Origin of the sequence: Massilia sp. YIM B02769 (assembly GCF_030411995.1) — a bacterium.
Lineage (GTDB): Bacteria > Pseudomonadota > Gammaproteobacteria > Burkholderiales > Burkholderiaceae_D > Telluria.
In genome coordinates this window covers 1-19,343 of sequence record NZ_JASNRC010000016.1, presented here as the reverse complement: position 1 = coordinate 19,343, position 19,343 = coordinate 1, and the positions used below count along the sequence as shown (strand labels likewise).

Sequence of the window (19,343 nt, the reverse complement as noted above, 5' to 3'; positions counted from 1 at the left end):
CAGCCTGAACCTCAGGCCGTCTGCTTCTCGTCGCGCAATTCGCGGCGCAGGATCTTGCCGACGTTCGTCTTCGGCAGCGTCTCGCGGAACTCGACCTGACGCGGGCGCTTGTAGCCGGTCAGTTCTTCCTTGCAGAAAGCCAGCAGTTCCTCGGCGGTCAGCTTCGGATCCTTCTTCACCACGTACAGCTTCACGGCTTCGCCCGAGTGCTGGTCCGGCACGCCGACGCAGGCCACTTCCAGCACGCCCGGGTGCGAGGCGACCACGTTCTCGACTTCGTTCGGGTACACGTTGAAGCCCGAGACGATGATCATGTCCTTCTTGCGGTCGACGATGCGGGTATAGCCCTTCTCGTCCATGATGCCGATGTCGCCGGTCTTCAGGAAACCGTCGGCCGTCATGACCTTGGCGGTTTCGTCGTCGCGCTTCCAGTAGCCGGCCATCACCTGCGGGCCGCGCACGGCGATCTCGCCGGACTGGCCGAAGGGCACCGGGTTGTTGGCTTCGTCCAGGATCTGCACCTCGGTCGACGGCAGCGGCAGGCCGATGGTGCCGGTGAACGACTTGATGTCGCAGCGGTTGGCGGTGACCACCGGCGAGGTCTCGGACAGGCCGTAGCCCTCGACGATCGGCGTGCCGGTGATCTTCAGCCATTTGTCGGCCACGGCCTGCTGCACCGCCATGCCGCCACCCGGGCAGACCAGGTAGGTCGAGTGATCGAGGTTGGCGAACGCCGGCTGGTTGACCAGGCCGTTGTACAGGGTGTTCACGGCCGGGAAGACGTTGATCTTGTACTTGCCGAGTTCCTTGATGAAGCCATCCATGTCGCGCGGGTTCGGGATCAGCACGTTCATGCCGCCCAGGCGCATGCCGAGCAAGGCGCAGACCGTCAGCGCATAGATGTGGTACAGCGGCAGCGCGCACATGAATTCGAGCTGCTTGCCGGCCGGCGCATTGCCCAGCGAAGGGCCGAACCAGGCTTCGTTCTGCAGCACGTTGGCCAGCACGTTCTTGTGCAGCAGCACTGCGCCTTTCGAGACGCCCGTGGTGCCGCCGGTGTACTGCAGGAAGGCGATGTCCTCGTGGCCCAGCTTCACCGGCTTGAAGGTGCGGCGCGCGCCGTCGGCCAGCACCTTCTTGAACGGGGTGTGGCCGGGCAGCGACCAGGCCGGCACCATCTTCTTCACTTTACGGACGACGAAGTTGACGATCGCGCCCTTGATCCCGCCGAGCATGTCGCCCATGGTGCCGACCACCACGTGCTTGACCTGGGTCTGGGCGATGACCTGCTCCACGGTATGGGCAAAGTTTTCCAGCACGATCAGCGCCTCGGCGCCGGAGTCGTTCAGCTGGTGCTGCAGTTCGCGCGGCGTGTAGAGGGGATTGACATTGACGATGGTGTAGCCGCCGCGCAGGGCGGCCGCCATCGCGACCGGGTATTGCAGCACGTTCGGCAGCATGATCGCCACGCGCGCGCCCTGCTGCAGGCCGCGGCTTTGCAGCCAGGCCGCCATCGCCTGCGACAGGTGGTCGAGCTCGCCGTAGGTGATGGCCTTGTCCATGCAGGCGAAGGCCTTCTGGCCGGCGTACTTGCGGAAGGATTCTTCCAGCAAATGGGTCAGGGAGCGATACTGCGTCGGGTCGATTTCCGACGCCACCCCTGCCTGGTACGACTTGAGCCAAAACTTGTCCATCTCTGCCTCGCCTTCTTAAACGCTGTGTATCCAATAAAATGCAAAACCGCCCGGATACCCCGGGCGGTTTTGCCGGCCAACCTGCGCCGTACGACGACTTCAGGCTGCTTCTTTTTGCTTCTGCTGCTGTTCGTCGCGCAGCGCACGCCGCAGGATCTTGCCGACGTTGGTCTTCGGCAATTCGTCGCGGAATTCAATGTACTTCGGTTTCTTGTAGCCGGTGAACTGCGTCTTGCAGTAGTCCATCAGCGTCGCTTCGGTGAGGCTCGGGTCCTTGCGCACCACGAAGACCTTCACCGCCTCGCCGGAGTGCTCGTCCGGCACGCCGACGACCGCGCATTCGAGCACGCCCGGGTGGCCGGCGATCACGCCTTCGAGTTCGTTCGGGTAGACGTTGAAGCCCGACACCAGGATCATGTCCTTCTTGCGGTCGACGATCTTCACGTAGCCGCGCTCGTCCATGATGCCGACGTCGCCCGACTTGAAGTAGCCGTCGGCGGTCATGACCTTGGCGGTCTCGTCCGGACGGTTCCAGTAGCCGGCCATGACTTGCGGGCCGCGGATGCCGATCTCGCCGGTCTGGCCGAGCGGCAGGATGTTGCCGTCGTCGTCGAGGATGGCGATGTCGGTGGACGGCACCGGCAAGCCGATGGTGCCCGTGAAGCCCTGCTCGTCGGCGCGGTTGCAGGTAGCCACCGGCGAGGTTTCCGACAAACCGTAACCCTCAATGATACTCTTGCCGGTCACTTGTTTCCACTTGTCATTAACCGCTTGCTGGACGGCCATGCCGCCGCCGTTCGCGGTCTTCAGCGTGGAAAAGTCGACGCTGGCGAAGTCCGGGTGGTTCACCAGTGCGTTGTACAGCGTGTTCACGGCCGGCAGCATGGTGATCTTGTACTTGCCGAGCTCCTTGATGAAGCCCGGGATGTCGCGCGGGTTCGGAATCAGGATGTTCATGCCGCCCACGCGCATGCCCCACATGGCGCAGGCCGTGAGTGCAAAGATGTGGTACAGCGGCAGTGCGCAGACGATGTTCGGGAACTCGACGACAGGCGGCTGCGACAGCGCCGGCTGGGCCCAGGCCTCGGTCTGCAGCACGTTGGCGATGATGTTGCGGTGGGTCAGCGTGGCGCCTTTCGAGACGCCGGTGGTGCCGCCGGTGTATTGCAGGAAGGCGATGTCGGACGCCGTCAGATTGGGCGCGGTGTAAGGCATCCTGGCACCCTGCGCCAGCGCGTCCTTGAAGCGCACCATGTTCGGAATCGCAAAGTCCGGCACCATCTTCTTGACGCTGCGGACCACGAAATTGACCAGCATGCCCTTGGCGCCGCCGAGCATCTCGCCCATGCTGGCCACGACCACGTGGCGCACCGGGGTGCTTTTCAGCACCTGCTCCACGGTATGGGCAAAGTTTTCCAGCACGATGATGGCTTCGCTGCCCGAGTCCTTCAGCTGGTGCTCGAGTTCGCGCGCGGTGTACAGGGGATTGACGTTGACGACGGTGTAGCCAGCGCGCAGGATCGCGGCGATCGCGATCGGATTCTGCAGGATGTTCGGCATCATCACCGCCACGCGCGCGCCCTTGGCCATGCCGCGGCTTTGCAGCCAGGCAGCCAGGCGCTTCGAGCAGGCATCGAGCTCGGCGTAGGTCAGGAACTTGTCCATGCAGACGTACGCGTTGTTCTGCGCGTACTTCTGGAAGGACTCTTCCAGCAGGTGAACGAGGGACCGGTACTGGTCCGGGTTGATTTCAGCCGGTACGCCAGCTGGATACGACTTCAGCCAAATCTTGTCCATCAGATGCCCCTGTCTCCAATAGTATCGTTGTCGTTCAGCCTACATTGTCAAATTATATTTGCAAACCGAACGTGCGTGCTTATGCCTTTGCTATTGCCGCATATGATGCTATCGGGCAGCGCGCTTGCACGCAAGCGCTTTTGCCGTTATTGGAACAGGGACTCTACGGCTCCTCGTATTTGCCCCATCACGGCATGGCTGCATTGGTGCGTTGCACCATGACAGGCCCGCCCGGCGCGGCGGCGTCGAACACCTTCAGCGCCGCCGTCCGCTCGGCCTTGTCGCGCTTCGACAGCTGGGTGACTTCCTTGTAGAAGGTGCGGAAATCCTTGTCCCTGCGCAGCATCGCGCGGAAGGCCGGCACGTAGTCGTTGTAGGTGGCGATCGAGGCCAGGTGGGCGTTCGACAGCGGCTCGGCGAAGAAGCGGTCGTAGCCGGCATAGCCGCCCCAATTCGCCTTCAGCACCTGGTATTCGTCTTTCAGCGCCAGGAACAGGCGCGCCTTGGCGATGCGCTTGTCCTCGTCGCCGACCGGCGCCGCATAGGCGCGCTCGAGTTCGCGCCGGTATTTCAGCAGCAGTTCGAGGAAACCCTTGCGCCGCACCGAATAACGCTCATAGGCATCGCGCATCGCCGGGTTGCCGAATTTTTCCAGCCACATTTCCACGCCCGCCTCTTCGACGGCGCTGGCAAAGGATTCGTTGAAGCGCGAGTCGCCCGGCACATACACCACCTGGTGCGCCAGCTCGTGGAAGATCAGGCGCGCCAGTTCGGCGTCGGGGTAGTTGATGAAGGTGGAAATCAAGGGGTCGCTGAACCAGCCGAGGGTGGAATAGGCGCTGACGCCGCCGACCTCGACGTCGCGGCCCTGGTCGCGCAACTCTTTCGCATAGGCCTGGGCGTCGGCCTTGTTGTAATAGCCGCGGTAGTTCACGCAGCCGGCCACCGGGAAGCACCACTGCAGGGGCTTGAGCGAAAGTTCGGGGGTGGCCACCACGTTCCAGAGGACGTACTGGCGTTTCAGCGCGGCGTAGTTCTTGTAGCTGCCATTGTCCGGCAAGCCCATCTTCTGGACCGCGAACAGGCGGATCTGGCGGGCAGTCTCGAGTCGGTGGCGCAGGGAGGTGTTGGTGGCGGGATCGGCCAACCAGTCGTCGATCGGCCTTGCATCGGAGAGGAGTTCAAGCTGGCCTTGCGCCGCCTGGGTGTAGTAATTCAGAGTAGAACAACTGGCAAGCATTCCGGCGGCCGCGCCCGCAAACAGCGCGTGCCGGATGAAACGGGGGAGTCTAGTGAGGAGTGTCTTCATGTCCGGGTCGGGGCGCGGCCTTTTCGACCTGCACCAGGGTGTCGTAGAAAGTGGGCGCCCTGCCCATGTCGGTCAGGCGCTGGCTGGTGACTTCATTGGCGTTCTTGCCGTCGCTGGCGAGTTTCTTCCACCAGATCGACAAGCCCACCACGAGGCCCGGTCGCGCTTTCTCGGTCACGCGCGCCTTGGCAACGAAAGAGCCGCGGTCGTTGAAAATACGTGCCATGTCACCGTGATTGAGGCCGCGCGGGGCGGCGTCAAACGGGTGGATGTCGAGGTGCGGCTCGCCCTCGGTTGCACGCAAGCTCTGTACATTGACAAAGGTTGAGTTCAGGAAGTTCCTTGCTGGCGGAGAAATCATCGCCAGCGGGTATTTTTTTGCCAATTGCGGGTTCGAAGCCACCGACTCGTACGGGGCGATGTAGGCTGGCAGCGGGTCGAGGCCATCGCGCTCCATCGTGCTCGAATAAAACTCGCACTTGCCCGATGGGGTCGGGAAGCCGCCTTCGGCAAACGGCGCGTCCGGCATATTCAGTTTTTGCCAGCCCTTCTGCTTCAGCGATTCCCAGTCGAAGTGGATGGCGCGGGCGTGGGTCTTGTCGAAGGCTTGCGCCGCCAGTTCCTCGTCGCTCTCCTGGAAGCAGGGATCGTCAAAGCCCATGCGGGCGGCCAGCAGGCGGAAGATTTCGGTGTTCGGCTTGGCTTCGCCCAGCGGCGCGATTGCCGCGTTGTTCGCCATCATGTACAGGTGGCCGTAGGCCAGGTGGGCATCGACGTGCTCGAGCTGGGTGGTGGCCGGCAACAGGATGTCGGCGTAGTCGGCGCTGTCGGTGCGGAATTGTTCCATCACCACGGTGAACAAATCCTCGCGCTCGAAGCCGGCCTGCACCTTGGCGGAATCCGGGGCAATCGCCAGCGGATTGGCGTTGTAGACGATCACGGCCTCGACCTTCGGGCCGAATTCCGGCGAGGCCTCCTTCAGCAAATCGTCGCCGATGGTGGTCATGTTGATGGTGCGGGTTTTGCGGCCGGCCAGTAAATCCGGGCGCTGCAGCAGGGCGCGGTTGGCCGGGAAGGAGCCCGAGGTCGACAGCTGGATGCCGCCGGCCGCGTGGCGCCAGGCGCCGACCAGGGCCGGCAGGCAGCTCATGTTGCGCACGGCCATGCCGCCGCCCTTCGCGCGCTGCACGCCGTAGTTGCAGCGGATCGCCACCGGCTCGCCGCACTTGGCGGTTTCGCCGTACAGGCGTGCCAGGTCGACCACTTCCTGGGCGCTGATGCCGCAGGTGTCGGCGGTGCGTTCCGGGGTCCATTCGGCAGCGCGCTCTTTCAGCTGGTCGAAGCCCAGCGTGTGGTCGGCGATGTAGGCGTGGTCGAGCAGGTCTTCCGCGATCAGCACGTGCATCATGCCCAGCGCCAGCGCCGAGTCCGTACCGGGCAGCAGGGCAATGTGCTGGTGGCACTTCTCGGCCGTCAGCGAGCGGTAGGGATCGATGGCGATCAGCTTGGCGCCGCGGCGCTTGGCTTCCTGGGCGCGCATCCAGAAGTGCAGGTTCGAGGCGATCGGATTGCCGCCCCAGATGAGGATCAGCTTGGCGTCCTGGAACTGCTCCATGTCGGTGCCGATCGAGGCGCCGATGGTGTACTTGTAGCCGGTAAAGCCGGCGGTAGCGCAGATGGTGCGATCGAGCAGCGAGGCGCCGAGCTTGTTGAAGAAGCGCAGCGACATCGACTCGCCCTGCACCAGGCCCATGGTGCCGCAATAGCTGTACGGGAGGATGGCTTGCGGGTCGCGTTCGGCGATCGGCTTCAGGCGGTTTGCGATCTCGTCCAGTGCCTCGTTCCAGCTGATCTGTTCGAATTTGCCCTCGCCCTTCTTGCCGACGCGGCGCATCGGACGCAGCACGCGGTCCGGCGAATAGGTGCGCTCGACGTAGCGCGAGACCTTGGTGCAGAGCACGCCGGCGGTGGTCGGATGTTCCGGGTCGCCACGCACCGCGGTGGCCACGCCGTCCTCGACGGTGACGAGGATGGCGCAGGTATCGGGGCAGTCGTGGGGGCAGGCGGCGCGGACTTGGGTGATGCTCATTCTGAATCAGTTCCAGGGAAAAAAACGTCGAGAAACCAATACTTTATCCGATTCCGGCTGGCTTCGTGGCGGACCGGCCCGTTGCTGCTGCCGGGCTGGATTTCATCGGCTGACAAGGGCTACAATGGTTTTGACAGGCTTTGACGTAAGCGAACACCATGCTAGGGAGAACAAGATGAGACTGGTAGAACCTATCCTCGCTTTCCAGACCGAACTGGAGCAAATCCGGCGCGACATCCACGCCCATCCGGAACTCTGCTACGAAGAACAACGCACCGCCGACGTGGTGGCCGCGCGCCTGACCGAATGGGGCATTCCCGTCGTGCGCGGGCTGGGCATCACCGGCGTGGTCGGCATCATCAAGAATGGCAATTCGCCACGTGCGATCGGCCTGCGCGCCGACATGGATGCGCTGCCCATGCAGGAACTCAACACATTTGACCATGCGTCGCGCCACCCCGGCAAGATGCATGCATGCGGTCACGACGGACATACCGCGATGTTGCTGGGTGCAGCCCACTATTTGTCGCGTCACCGCAACTTCGACGGCACCGTATATCTGATTTTTCAACCCGCCGAAGAAGGCGGCGCCGGCGCGCGCAAGATGATCGAGGATGGTCTGTTCGACCAGTTCCCGATGGACGCCGTGTACGGCATGCACAACTGGCCAGGCCTGCCGGCGGGCAGCTTCGGCGTGATCCCGGGGCCGATGATGGCGTCCAGTAACGAGTTCCGCGTGACCGTCAAAGGCAAGGGTGCGCACGCCGCGCAGCCGCACCGCGGCATCGACCCGGTGATGGTGGCGGTGCAGATCGCGCAAGCCTGGCAAACCATCGTTTCGCGCGAAAAGAATCCGCTGGAAACGGCGGTGTTGTCGATCACGCAAATTCACGCGGGCAGCGCCACGAATGTGATTCCGGATGAAGCGGTGCTGATCGGGACCGTGCGCACCTTCTCGACCGCCGTGCTGGACCTCATCCAGGAGCGCATGGAAGCCATGGCGCAGGGTATCGCGGCCGGGTTCAATGCGAGCGTCGATTTCGGCTTCAAGCGCAATTACCCGCCGCTGATCAACGATCCGGAGAAGACGGCGTTTGCCGTCGAGGCAATGCGCGCGGTGGTGGGACCGGCGGCCGTGAACACCGCGGTCGAGCCGACCATGGGTGCGGAAGATTTCGCCTTCATGCTGCAGGCCAAGCCGGGCTGCTACGTCTTCATCGGCAACGGCGACGGCGAGCACCGCGCGGGCGGGCATGGGCTGGGGCCTTGCCAGCTGCACAATGGCAGCTATGACTTCAACGACGGCTTGCTGCCGATCGGGGCGAGTTATTGGGCGAGGCTGGTGGAGATGAGTTTGCCGGTGGCGTAACGGCGCCGGGTTTCAAACGTTCACAAACGGTGGGTACAAGTACCCACCCTACCTTGCTGTAGGGTGGGTTCTCGAACCCACCGGCCATTCAACCGGTGAGACAGCGTGGACAGTAGGGCTGGCTAAATGCCAGCACTACGAATGTCCACCCTACAACGTCGTTTTTCGTAGGGTGGACCGGGCCGCGCCAGGCACCTGTGTCCACGCAGTCGTACTCATGCGCACCCGACCCTCACTCCGGCAACCGGTCCTCGGCCAACCCCAACCTTACCCCCGGATTGATCCGCTCCAGCGCCAGCAACGCCGCCGCATGATCAGCATGACCCAACTCAGCCTCGATCGACTCGTAACTGCGGGTCGCGGCCGCCGTCAGCGGCAAACTGAGCCCCACCTCCCCCGCCGCCGCCAGCACATTCCGTAGATCCTTCAACTGGCTCTTCACCTGCCCGCCCGGCACGAAATTCCGGTCCAGCATGCGCTGCCCGTGCAATTCGAGGATCCGGCTGCCCGCAAACCCGCCGCGTATCGCCTCGCGCACCGCCGCCGGATCGGCCCCGGCCGCCTGCGCCAGCAGCAGCGCCTCGGCCACCACGTTCAGGGTCGCGCCGACGATCAATTGATTGCACAACTTGGCGACCTGCCCGCTGCCGGCCGGCCCCACCAGCTGCGCGCTGCCGAGCACCGCGAACAGCGGCAGCGCCTCTTCGAAGTCGCGCAGGCTGCCGCCCGCCATGATCGCCAGCTTGCCGTCCTGCGCCCCCGGCACCCCGCCCGACACCGGCGCATCGAGGAAACGCACACCCTGCCCGGCAAGACGGGCATGGAAGGCCAGCGCCTCGTCGTGCCGGGTCGAGCTCATGTCGATCCACACGCTTCCCGGCGCCATGGCCGGCAATGCCGCGTCCATGGTCGCGCCCACGGCCGCACCGTCAGCCAGCATCGATACCACCATGTCGGCGTCTCGCACCGCGTCTTCAAGCGATTCGCATACCTGCGCACCGTGCGTGGCAAGCGTGCGCGCCTTGGCTGTGCTACGGTTCCAGGCACGCAGGGGAAAGCCAGCGCCGGCCAGGCGTGCGGCCATCGGCTGGCCCATCAGGCCGATGCCCAGAAAAGCGACAGTTGGATGAGGCATCTGCTTCCTTTTTCAGTTTTGGATGGCGCGCTACGCGTTTTTGTCCGCGCCAGTACAATATTCGGCACTCGCCAGCAAGGACTGGCGACTATTCATGAAAGCAATTATGGTCTCTAATAAAAAAATTGGCACTATCCTCGCTGCAGTTGTCCTGATGAGCACCGGCCAGGCGTTTGCCGCCGACGGCTGGGTCGATTCGGCTTCCTTCGAAGCCGGCACGGGGTCGAAAGTACGCATGGCCCGCGTGGCCGTCCAGTCGAACTGGGACAAGCAATGGTTTGCCTCGAACGGCCGCCACCTGGGCGGTTACTGGGACCTGTCGGCCGCCTACTGGCGCGGTTCGGCCTACCGCAACGTCGAGGGCCAGCACCAGAACATCGGCGTCATCGGCATCACCCCGGTGTTCCGCTACCAGCGCGACGACAAGCTCGGCCTGTACGTCGAAGGCGGCATCGGCGCCAACCTGATGTCGGAACTGTATAACAACAGCGACAACCGCCTGTCGACCGCCTTCCAGTTCGGCGATCACCTCGGCATCGGCTATGTCACGCCCACCAGGTGGGACCTGGGCCTGAAGATCCAGCACTACTCGAACGGCAGCATCAAGAAGCCGAACAGCGGCGTCAACTTCCTGGTGGTCCAGGCGCGCTACCAGTTCTGATTGTCATGCCCGGCAGGGAGCGCCCGCTTGAACGCGGCGCTCCCTGAATCATTTGACAATTTATGTGACAATCCGGTCAGGCGCCGCAGCCCGCGCGCGCGGGATTGGATGAGGGCCGATTGGATAGTTCCACCGTCAAGACCTATTTGCCATGGCTGGTCGCCACTGCCCTGTTCATGGAGCAGCTCGACGCCACGGTCGTCAACACCGCCATTCCCAGCATCGCGGCCAGCCTCGGGGTCACCCCGCTGAGCCTGAAGTCGGTCGTCACCAGCTACATCCTCGGTCTTGCCGTCGGCATTCCCGTCAGCGGCTGGATGGCCGACCGCTTCGGCACCCGGCGCGTCTTCCTCACCGCGATCGGCATCTTCACGTCCGCTTCCGTCCTGTGCGGCCTGTCGGTGAATGCCGAGATGATGACCTTCGCGCGCCTGCTGCAGGGCCTGGGCGGCGCCATGATGATGCCGGTCGGGCGCCTCGCCATCGTGCGCACCTTCCCGAAATCCGAACTGCTGGGGGCGATGAACTTCGTCATCATCCCGGCCCTCATCGGCCCGCTGCTGGGCCCGACCGTCGGCGGCCTGATGGTGCACTGGACCTCCTGGCGCGCGATCTTCTTCATCAACGTGCCCTTCGGCCTGATCGCCATGTACCTGGTCTGGCGCCACATGCCCGACTATCACGGCGACGAGCGCCGTCCGCTCGACGTGCTCGGCCTGATCCTGTTCAGCACCGGCACCGCGATTTTGTCCTGGCTGCTGGAGATCTTCGGCGAGCACACGCTCAGCGGCGCCACGATGGCCCTGCTGCTGGTGGTGTCGATCGGCCTGCTCGGCACCTACGCCTTGCACGCCAGCCGCATCAAGTTCCCGCTGCTGCGCCTGACATTATTGAAAGTGCGCACCTTCCGCATTTCCGTGGTCGGCGGTTTCGTCACGCGCCTGGGCGTGGGCGGCCTGCCCTTCCTGCTGCCGCTGCTGTACCAGCTGGGCCTGGGCTTGCCGGCCTGGCAATCGGGCCTGTTGATGATGCCGTCGGCCGCGGCGGCGATGGGCATGAAACTGATCGCACCCAAGGTGCTGGCGCGCTTCGGCTACCGCCAGGTGCTGGTGGCAAATACCCTGTGCATCGGCATCACGATCGCGCTGTTCGGGCAGGTCGGGCCGAGCACGCCGCTGGCGGCCATCGTTTGCATCAGCCTGATGCAAGGCTTCTTCAATTCGCTGCAGTTTTCCAGCATGAACACGCTGGCCTATGCCGACATCGAGACCCGCGATTCGAGCATGGCGAGCACGATTGCCAGCTCCTTCCAGCAGTTGTCGATGAGCTTTGGCCTGGCGGCAGGCTCGCTGGTGACCGCCTGGTTCCTGGGACGGGTGCCGCAAACCAACCAGGTGCTGGTGACCGGCGCCCTGCACCACGCCTTCGATTTCCTGGCGGGGCTGACCGTGGTGTCGGCCATCATCTTCTGGCGCCTGCGCCGCGAGGATGGCGACAGCATCAGCCGCGGACGGGAAAAGGCGACCCAGGCCGAGCCGGTGGCCCAGCAGGCCTGAGCGCCGGGGTTCAGGCGGCCCTGCTGACCAGGGTCGCGAACACGCGTTCGCGGTTGCTCATCACAAAGTTGACGAACATCGGCTCCTTGATGGCCAGCCGCAGCAAACCCGGCAGCAAGGGATAGCAGAAGGTCGCCACCTTGCGCACCGCTTCGTCGTTGGCCAGCGCGGCGCGCGCCGCCGCTTCGCCGCCACCCAGCAGGGGCAGCACGCTGCTCCTGTGCTTGTCGAGAATGTCGTTCATGGGCGCCATCAGTTTGCTGCCCAGGCCTGCCGCGTCGCTACCAGTCTGCATGGTGTTCTCCTCATGATAGAAGGTGGCTATCATCTCGCGGCGCTTCATGATCAGAGATGATTTTGAGCAACTAACAGTCTCCTGCTAAGCTGCCTCCCGTTAGCTTTTACGCAACGCATGCCAGCCGGGCTTGCCTAGAATAGCGAGCGGCCTTTGCCATGTTCCAAGGAGAACTTTCGCATGATAAGCACCCGCCTCGCCATTCTCGAACTCACCCACCGGCACCGGCTCGACGCGGCGACGCTCGGCGCGCTGTGGCGCATTGCCCGCCTCGGCCAGCCATCGCCGGAGCTGGACACCCTGCTGCGCCGCGCTGTCGGCATGCTGGCCGCGCTGCTCGCCGGCCTGGGCCTGATCTTCCTGGTCGCCGCCAACCTCGATGCGCTGGGGCGGCGTGAGAAATTTATCCTGCTCCAGTTGTGCGTGGGAGCGGCTTGCCTTGGTGCGGCCTTCCTGCCGCGCCTGCGCACGTCGCTGGCGCTGCTCGGGCTGCTCGTCATCGGCGCGCTGTTCGCTTACTTTGGCCAGACCTACCAGACCGGCGCCGATCCCTGGCAATTGTTCGCCGTCTGGGCTGTCCTGGCGCTGCCGCTGGCGCTGGGCGCCCGCACCGACCTCGTCTGGAGCGCCTGGGTGATCGTCGCCATGACCGGGCTCACCGCCTGGGACGCCGCGCAGTCGGGATGGTGGCGCTTCGCCGGCCCGAACCTCGGCGCCCACATGCTGGTGGCGCTGCTGGCCAGCGCGCTTGCCGTGCTCATGAGCCAGCCGCTTGCCCGCTTCAGCGGCGCCGGCAAGGTAGCATTCAACCTGGTCGTGCTGTTTGCAACGACCTCGCTGGGCGGCGCCGGCATGCTGGCCCTGTTCGCTTCAAGCAGCGGGGGCGCGCTGTACTATCTGCTGAGCCTGGGCCTGCTCGGCGTGGCGGCGGCGCTCCTGACCCGGCGCAGGCTCTTCGACGTGACCGCGCTGAGCGTGATTGCCCTTGGCCTGATCATCCTGCTGATCGCCGGCCTGGTGCGGGCCATGACCATGGGTCGTGGCGGTGAAATCGGCATGCTGCTGGTGGCTGGCCTCACCACGGTCGGACTGATGGCCCTGGCAGTGCGGGGCATTCTTGCGCTGATGCGCGAATACGGCAGCGGAGGCAAACCATGAGCAGGCATCTCGACAAGGTGTTGCGCGAAGCGGTCGACCAGGGTTTGCTTGCCGCCGCCCATGCCGAACTCGAAAGCCAGCACCGGCCATGGCCGGTGATCGTCATGATGGCCATGGCGGCCTGGTTCGCCGCGATTCCGCTCGGGGCGGTGGTCGGACTGCTGTTCCTGGCGGGCGCCAATGTGTATGGCACCGCCCTCGTGCTCGGCATCATTTTCCTGGGTGCGGCCGTGGCCCTGCTGCGCCAGCGCGACATCCCCTTGTTCCTGGAACAGCTGGCCATCCCCTGCCTGATCATCGGGACCGGGCTATTCGTTGTCGGGCTCGGCAACATGGACTTCGCCAGGAACAACATGGGCCTTGCCATGGCCATCACGGCAACGCTGGTGTTCGGCCTGGCCTTCCTGCTGCACCAAGTCTGGTTGCGTGTCCTGCTCGGCGCAGCGGGGGCCACCCTGGCGGCGCTGGCCATGTCGGGCGTTCCCCACGTTGGCCGCGGCCTGCTCGATCTGCCCTACAGGCAAGCCTGGACCTGCCTGGCGGCCGTGTGGCTGCTCGGCCAGGGCCTGCTGTCGCAGCTGGAGCGCACACCGCTGCGCGCCGGCACGGCAGCCACCCTGGAAACCATCCTGACCGGCATCGGCGGCATGACCCTGCTGGCCCTGGCATATTGTTCCGGCCCCACTTTCCTGCTCAGCGCCAGCCTGCCGGCCGGACTCGACGGCGGCTATGGCGGGGATCTGCCGGGCAGGTTCGATGGCCTCCTGTCCCTTGCCTGCGCACTCGGCGCGGCCGGATGGATGATGCAGCGCTGGCCCAGGCTGCGCAGCGCCTGGTTCGCGGCGCTGGGCGGCACGGCCGTGGTGCTGTGCTGGCTGGCGCCATCGATGGGACCCGTGCTGCTGATGCTGGCAATCTGCGTGACCAGCGGCCGCCGCAACCTGGCCTTGCTCGCCGGGGCATCGGCCTTGTGGATGGTCGGCGCGCTGTATTACTACCTGTACTGGCCGCTTGCGCACAAGGCCCTGCTCCTGCTCGGCTGCGGCCTGGCCCTGGGCGCCATCGTACGCTTTGCGATGCCGGGCGCCTTGCTGCCATCAGTACCGGAAGCCTTGCCCCAGCTCCAGCCGGCCCCGGCTGCCCCGGACACCAACCCGCGCTGGAAGCGCGGCCTGCTTGCCGGCGCCGGGATGCTGGCGCTGGTCGTCGCCAACGCCGCCATCTGGGAAAAGGAGACGTTGATCAGCACCGGCCAGGTCGTCTTCGTCGAGCTGGCGCCGGTCGACCCGCGCTCGCTGATGCAAGGCGACTACATGACGCTGAACTATGCATTTCCTTCCGACTTCGCCATGGTCGACACGGCCAGGACGAAGCTGGTGGCGCGGCGCGCGCCGAACGGCGTGGTGACCTTGCTGGGCGAGCACGACGGCCGGCCCCTCGGCCCGCAGGAGATGCTGATCGAAGCGATCAGCAAGCGCAGCCGGCCCCTGATCGTGACCGATGCCTGGTACTTCAAGGAGGGCGAAGCCGAACGCTGGGCGGCGGCGCGTTATGGCGAGTTCCGGGTCGATGCGAACGGCAAGGCATTGCTGGTGGGCTTGCGCGGCCCGAAGTTGGAAAAACTATGACGACAGGCGCAGCACCCGGCTGCGCCGGTACGCCGGCAGCCATTGCAGGCACAGCAGCAGCGTGAATACCACTGCGCAGGCAATCCAGACCGACCACAATGTATGCGTCAAAAAATGCGCCCCACGCAACTGCTGCAGCCACCCGACGGCGCCGCCGATAGCGAGCGCCGCCACGAGGGCACGCAGCGCGGTGCGCGGCCGCTCGGGCAGCCACAGCACGCAGAGTGATACCAGCCACAGCGCACTCGATGCATGCCCGGCCGGCAGGCAATGTCCCGGCTGCACGCCGAACGGCAAGGCATCGAACAGACGCAAATAAGGCTCGCTGCCGCCATAGCGCGCCAGGTCCCAGGGGCAGTGGGCGACGCTGGCCTGTTTGAGTGTACTGATCACCAGCGGCACCAGCAGCGCCGACAGGCCGATCACGCGCAGGCGCAAGCGCTGCAAGGGGCTGCGGCCAGGTTTCGGGCGCACCGCATCCTGCAAGGCCAGCAGGATGCAGCCGACCGCCGCCAGCGTCAGCATCATCTTGAGAATGCCGTGGCTAAAGGTTTCGGTCAGCCAGGCGTGGTGCCAGGGGAAGTCGTGCAGCCCGGCATCGTAGAAATCGTCGGCCAGCATCAGGTCGATGTCGGTGCAGCGGCCCAGCCAGAAGAGGAAGGCGGCGCTGGCGAGCAGGACCGCGGCAATCCGCCATGCGGTGCGCGCGCCGATCAGTGCCGGCGCGGCGTTGTGTTGCGTGACCAGCATCAGATACCCCGCGCGCAGCCGTGGAACAGATCGAGCCTGGGATTGAGCACGGCCGTGTTCACGTCGAGCAGGCCCAGCACCGAGTGGAACACGTTGTCGTGCGACAGCGGCTCGCCGCGGCGCGCCATCAGGCAGGTGCGGTCGATGCCGAAGCGTTCGCTGAAACCGTCCGACATCCACAGCATCATCGGCACCCGGGTCTGCTCTGCGGGCGCGAACAGGTAGGGCGCGCCGTGCAGATACAGATTGTTTTCGCCCAGCGATTCGCCGTGGTCGGAAAAATACAGCATCGCCGTGTCCACGCCTGCTTGCGCAGCGGTCTGGCGCAGCAAGTCGATGGTCTTGCTGAGGAAGTAATCAGTGTACAGGATGGTGTTGTCGTAGGCGTTGGTAATCGAGGCCGAGGTGCATTTCTCGAACTCGTTGCTGTCGCACACAGGGCTGAACTTCCCGAAGCCCTGCGGGTAGCGCTTCGCATACGCCGGACCGTGGCTACCCTTCTGGTGCAGCACGACCACCAGGTCCTTGTCGCTGTTGCGGATCAGTTCGGGCAAGCCGGCCAGCAGGCGTTCGTCATGGCATTCCTCGCCCTCGCAGAAAGGATCGCCGGCAACGGGGTGCGACACATCCTCGTAGCCCACGCGCGCGCACACGCCCTTGCAGCCGGAGTTATTGTCGCGCCACACGACCTGCAGGCCGGCGTGCTGCAAGACGTCGAGCAAGCCTTCCTGGCTGGCGGCCTTCGATTCGGAATACTCTTCGCGGCCAAAGGCGGAAAAGACACAGGGCACCGAAACCGCCGTCGCCGTCCCGCACGAACTCACGTTCGAGAAATTGATCAGGCCAGGCTGGCGGGCCAGCAAGGGGTTGGTCTCGCGCTTGTAGCCGTTCAGCGAAAAGTTCATGGCGCGCGCGGTTTCGCCGACGACGATCACGGTCACGGTCTTGCGCGTCTGTCCGGCCCAGGCCTTGCCCTTCATCGCATCGCGTCCTAGCGGCGCGACCACGACCGGCGTGCTCCATTTGCCGCGCAAGTAGCCGTTCATGGCCTGGATGGTATTCGTGGGTGTGAGCAGGAAGCGCAGTTCGCGGTGCTCGCGCACCGCCGGCGCCAGGCTTTTAAACAGCAGGACCAGCAGCAGCACCGCCAGCAGCAGCGAGCCGCCGGCAATTCCCGCGCGCTGCAGCAAGCCGCGCCGTCCTTGCGGATACGCGACCTGGGCGCGCGCGATCCAGGCCGCCGGCACCAGCCCGAGCAGGCCGATCGTCAGCAGCATGTGCCAGCTGACCAGCTCGGTCGCTTCGCGCACGTCGGTCTCGAACACGTTCTGGATCATGGCGCGGTCGATCACGATGCCGTAGGCGGCAATGAAATAGCTGGCCGTCGAGGCCGTTACCAGCAGCAGGATGAAGACCGGCTTGGCGACGAAACGGAAGCTGGCCAGTGTCAGGCAGGCGTTGAAGAACAACACGATGATGAGCATGGCGCCGGCCAGCAGCGGCAGGTGCGCCAGGGACAGCCCGCCGGCCGCCTCGGTGAAGGTGGTCCAGAATTTGATGTTGCCGGCGGTGGCCAGGAAAATGGCGACCGCCAGCGTGAGAAATGGCGCGCTGATGCGCCGTGCAAGAAGCTTGTCCAAACCGACATCCGTGCATACATGGCGGCCGGGATCGGCCACGCTTGCATCAAGGATAGAAAACAGCGCGTCAGGCGCTGGTCAGCAGAACGTTAAGAACGTGTGAAATCGCTGGGGAAGCCGATGGTGAAGCGGCTGCCGCCGCCTGCGCGGTCTTCATACGTCAACGTGGCGCCGAGGTATTCGCAGATGCGGCGCACCAGCGACAGGCCGAGGCCGGTGCCGGCCGAACCTTTCGAGGGCACCGCTGCCGGCGTGCCGCCCGGCTGGCGCAGGGTCTCGCGTACCGCGTCCGGCAGGCCGGGGCCGGTGTCCTCGACAACGACCTGCCCCTGCTGGATTTGCACCAGCACCTCGCCGCGCTCGGTGTACTGGCAGGCGTTGCGCACCAGATTGCCGATGGCGGCGGCGCACAGTTCCGCCGGCGCCTGGATGGAAAAGGCCGGCCCGTCCTGGTAGCGCAGCGCGATCGGACGGTTGGCGACCAGGGGACGATAACGTTCGGCTTCGCGCGCGGCGATGGCATCGACCTGTACCGGCGGCAGGCGGCCCAGCTCGGGGGCGCGCGCCAACAGGAGCAGCACGGTCACGCACTCGGCGGCTTCGTGCGCGGCGCGGTAGATGCGCTCGGCCGGCGCGCGGACGGCGTCGCTGTCGGCCTGGGTCATGAGGATCTCGGCGGCGCCCATGATCACAGTGAGCGGACTGCGCAGCTCGTGGCTGACGTCGCCCGTGAAGAAGCGTTCGCGGTCGAGGAAGGCGCGCAGCTCGGTGGTGTGGGCTTCGAGCGCACGCGCCAGGATGCCGAGTTCGTCGCCGCGGCCGGTCAGCGGCAAGGTATTACTCCCTTTGGCGACTGCCGTGGCCAGTTCGGTGATCGGATTGACGATGCGGCGCGCCAGGAAGCGGCCCAGCACGGCGGCGAACAGCATGATGCCGAGCAGGACTGCCGCGAACATCGAATACACGACCAGCTCGACCTTTTCGTAGTCGCTTTCGTGGTCGACCACGATATACGGGCCGTTGGCATCGGTCCCGGTCAGCACGTGCAGGCCGACGCCGTCGATGTCGACTTCCGACACACCCGTGGGCAGGCCGCGCAGCGATTGCGGGATGTCCCCGCCGCGGTGGAAGCGCAGGCCGGCCGGCATGTCGGTCGGCAGGCCCGCGGCCTGGCGTGGCGAAGCCCAGCGCGCCGCTTCGGCCAGGCGGTTGTCGACCAGGTGCACTTCGATGCCTTCGATGGCCACCGCTGCGATCGCGGCGATGAACAGCGACAGGATGATGCTGAAGGATACAAAGGCGACGACGATGCGCCGGCGCAGCGACTCAGCCGCGCGCATCTGGCAGCACCAGTCGGTAGCCGACGCCGGCGACCGTGCGCAGCATGGCATGCGCGTAGGGTTTATCGATCGCCTGGCGCAGCGCGTGGATGTGCGTGCGCAGGGCGTCGCTGTCGGGCCGGTCCTCGCCCCACACCGCCTGCTCGAGCGTTTCGCGCGGCACGATGCGCGGCGCGGCGCTCATCAGGGTGCGCAGCAGGATGTAACCGGTTTTGGTCAGCACCACGGACTGGCCTTCGCGGCTTGCTTCCATGGTGTCGGGATCGAACACCAGGTCGCCGAAGCGCAGCGTGTGGCTGACCGCATGCTGGCCCTCGGCGCGGCGCACCAGGGCTTTCAGGCGGACGTCGAGTTCGACCAGCGAGAAGGGTTTGATCAGGTAATCGTCGGCGCCGCTGTCGAAGCCTGCCACCTTGTCGCTCAGGCTGTCGCGCGCGGTGAGCATCAGGACCGGGGTCGTGATATTCAGCTCTTCGCGCAGCTTCTGGCACAACTCGATGCCGTTCAGGCCGGGCAGGCCGATATCGAGGACGATCACGTCGTAGGTGTGCTCCGAAGCCAGTGCGAGCCCCGCATAGCCGTTGCGCGCCGAGTCGAGGACATGGCCTTTCGGTTCCAGGAAGCCGTACAGGTTGGCCAGGATATCGGGGTGGTCTTCGACGATCAGGATGCGCATGTGCGTATTGTACGGCCAGCGAACTTGCGTAGGGTGGGTTCTCGAACCCACCGGTTGTTCGTGTTGATTGGGTTCGGTGGGGACGAGTCCCCACCCTACTTCCATGCACAGCCGTACGTGCAAACGGACGCACCAAAGCAAAAAGCCCACCAAGTTCACTTGGTGGGCTTTGCTTTATAACTAGCCTGACGATAACCTACTTTCACACTGGTTGCAGCACTATCATCGGCGCAAAGTCGTTTCACG

At 65.0% G+C, this 19,343-nt stretch carries 15 protein-coding genes; 5 read left to right on the top strand and 10 right to left on the bottom strand.

The window, feature by feature from the left end:
• Positions 1-11 precede the first annotated feature (11 nt).
• The 4 genes from QPK31_RS22515 to QPK31_RS22500 all read right to left on the bottom strand — a co-directional run bounded on the left by QPK31_RS22515 (position 12) and on the right by QPK31_RS22500 (position 6,889).
• The gene (locus QPK31_RS22515) at positions 12-1,694 is read right to left on the bottom strand and encodes a long-chain-fatty-acid--CoA ligase (RefSeq protein ID WP_290425127.1); all 1,683 of its coding nucleotides are present in this window, start codon (positions 1,692-1,694) and stop codon (positions 12-14) included.
• 99 nt (positions 1,695-1,793) lie between these two features.
• Entirely contained in the window at positions 1,794-3,491 is a 1,698-nt protein-coding gene (locus QPK31_RS22510; protein ID WP_290425126.1) for a long-chain fatty acid--CoA ligase, read from the bottom strand.
• Positions 3,492-3,678: 187 nt separating this feature from the next.
• A complete protein-coding gene (locus QPK31_RS22505) occupies positions 3,679-4,731 on the bottom strand; it encodes an aminopeptidase (protein WP_290425125.1) in 1,053 nt (350 codons plus the stop codon).
• A gap of 49 nt (positions 4,732-4,780) precedes the next feature.
• The gene (locus QPK31_RS22500; protein ID WP_290425124.1) at positions 4,781-6,889 is read right to left on the bottom strand and encodes a molybdopterin-dependent oxidoreductase; all 2,109 of its coding nucleotides are present in this window, start codon (positions 6,887-6,889) and stop codon (positions 4,781-4,783) included.
• A 175-nt stretch (positions 6,890-7,064) separates the two neighbouring features.
• On the opposite strand from QPK31_RS22500, the gene QPK31_RS22495 reads away from it, so the two are divergent.
• Positions 7,065-8,258: a M20 aminoacylase family protein gene (locus QPK31_RS22495; protein ID WP_290425123.1), complete on the top strand. Its 1,194-nt coding sequence runs from the start codon at positions 7,065-7,067 to the stop codon at positions 8,256-8,258.
• A gap of 232 nt (positions 8,259-8,490) precedes the next feature.
• On the opposite strand, the gene QPK31_RS22490 is transcribed toward QPK31_RS22495, so the two are convergent.
• Positions 8,491-9,393: an NAD(P)-dependent oxidoreductase gene (locus tag QPK31_RS22490; protein WP_290425122.1), complete on the bottom strand. Its 903-nt coding sequence runs from the start codon at positions 9,391-9,393 to the stop codon at positions 8,491-8,493.
• Positions 9,394-9,547: 154 nt separating this feature from the next.
• Between QPK31_RS22490 and QPK31_RS22485 the strand changes: the two genes are divergently transcribed.
• A complete protein-coding gene (locus tag QPK31_RS22485) occupies positions 9,548-10,054 on the top strand; it encodes an acyloxyacyl hydrolase (protein WP_290425121.1) in 507 nt (168 codons plus the stop codon).
• Between the two features lie 119 nt (positions 10,055-10,173).
• Positions 10,174-11,610 (top strand): DHA2 family efflux MFS transporter permease subunit, encoded by a 1,437-nt coding sequence (locus QPK31_RS22480; protein ID WP_290425120.1) that lies wholly within the window; start codon positions 10,174-10,176, stop codon positions 11,608-11,610.
• A gap of 10 nt (positions 11,611-11,620) precedes the next feature.
• On the opposite strand, the gene QPK31_RS22475 is transcribed toward QPK31_RS22480, so the two are convergent.
• Positions 11,621-11,905 carry a hypothetical protein gene (locus tag QPK31_RS22475; RefSeq protein ID WP_290425119.1) on the bottom strand — a complete coding sequence of 95 codons (285 nt, stop codon included), beginning with the start codon at positions 11,903-11,905 and terminating at the stop codon, positions 11,621-11,623.
• Between the two features lie 180 nt (positions 11,906-12,085).
• Between QPK31_RS22475 and QPK31_RS22470 the strand changes: the two genes are divergently transcribed.
• Both QPK31_RS22470 and QPK31_RS22465 read left to right on the top strand, forming a co-directional pair.
• Positions 12,086-13,063: a DUF2157 domain-containing protein gene (locus QPK31_RS22470; RefSeq protein ID WP_290425118.1), complete on the top strand. Its 978-nt coding sequence runs from the start codon at positions 12,086-12,088 to the stop codon at positions 13,061-13,063.
• Positions 13,060-14,691, top strand: coding sequence for a GDYXXLXY domain-containing protein (locus tag QPK31_RS22465; RefSeq protein ID WP_290425117.1), 1,632 nt, complete (start codon positions 13,060-13,062; stop codon positions 14,689-14,691). Before QPK31_RS22470 ends, QPK31_RS22465 begins: the two co-directional genes overlap by 4 nt.
• Here QPK31_RS22465 and QPK31_RS22460 read toward each other — a convergent pair.
• The 4 genes from QPK31_RS22460 to QPK31_RS22445 form a co-directional block, all read right to left on the bottom strand.
• Positions 14,686-15,441 carry a phosphatase PAP2 family protein gene (locus QPK31_RS22460; protein WP_290425116.1) on the bottom strand — a complete coding sequence of 252 codons (756 nt, stop codon included), beginning with the start codon at positions 15,439-15,441 and terminating at the stop codon, positions 14,686-14,688. The two genes, QPK31_RS22465 and QPK31_RS22460, sit on opposite strands and share 6 nt — an antisense overlap.
• Positions 15,441-17,081: a phosphoethanolamine transferase gene (locus tag QPK31_RS22455; RefSeq protein ID WP_290425115.1), complete on the bottom strand. Its 1,641-nt coding sequence runs from the start codon at positions 17,079-17,081 to the stop codon at positions 15,441-15,443. Before QPK31_RS22455 ends, QPK31_RS22460 begins: the two co-directional genes overlap by 1 nt.
• A gap of 89 nt (positions 17,082-17,170) precedes the next feature.
• Positions 17,171-18,421: a HAMP domain-containing sensor histidine kinase gene (locus QPK31_RS22450; protein ID WP_290425114.1), complete on the bottom strand. Its 1,251-nt coding sequence runs from the start codon at positions 18,419-18,421 to the stop codon at positions 17,171-17,173.
• Complete coding sequence (locus tag QPK31_RS22445) at positions 18,408-19,097, bottom strand: response regulator transcription factor (protein WP_290425113.1); 690 nt, start codon at positions 19,095-19,097, stop codon at positions 18,408-18,410. Before QPK31_RS22445 ends, QPK31_RS22450 begins: the two co-directional genes overlap by 14 nt.
• Positions 19,098-19,343 lie beyond the last annotated feature (246 nt).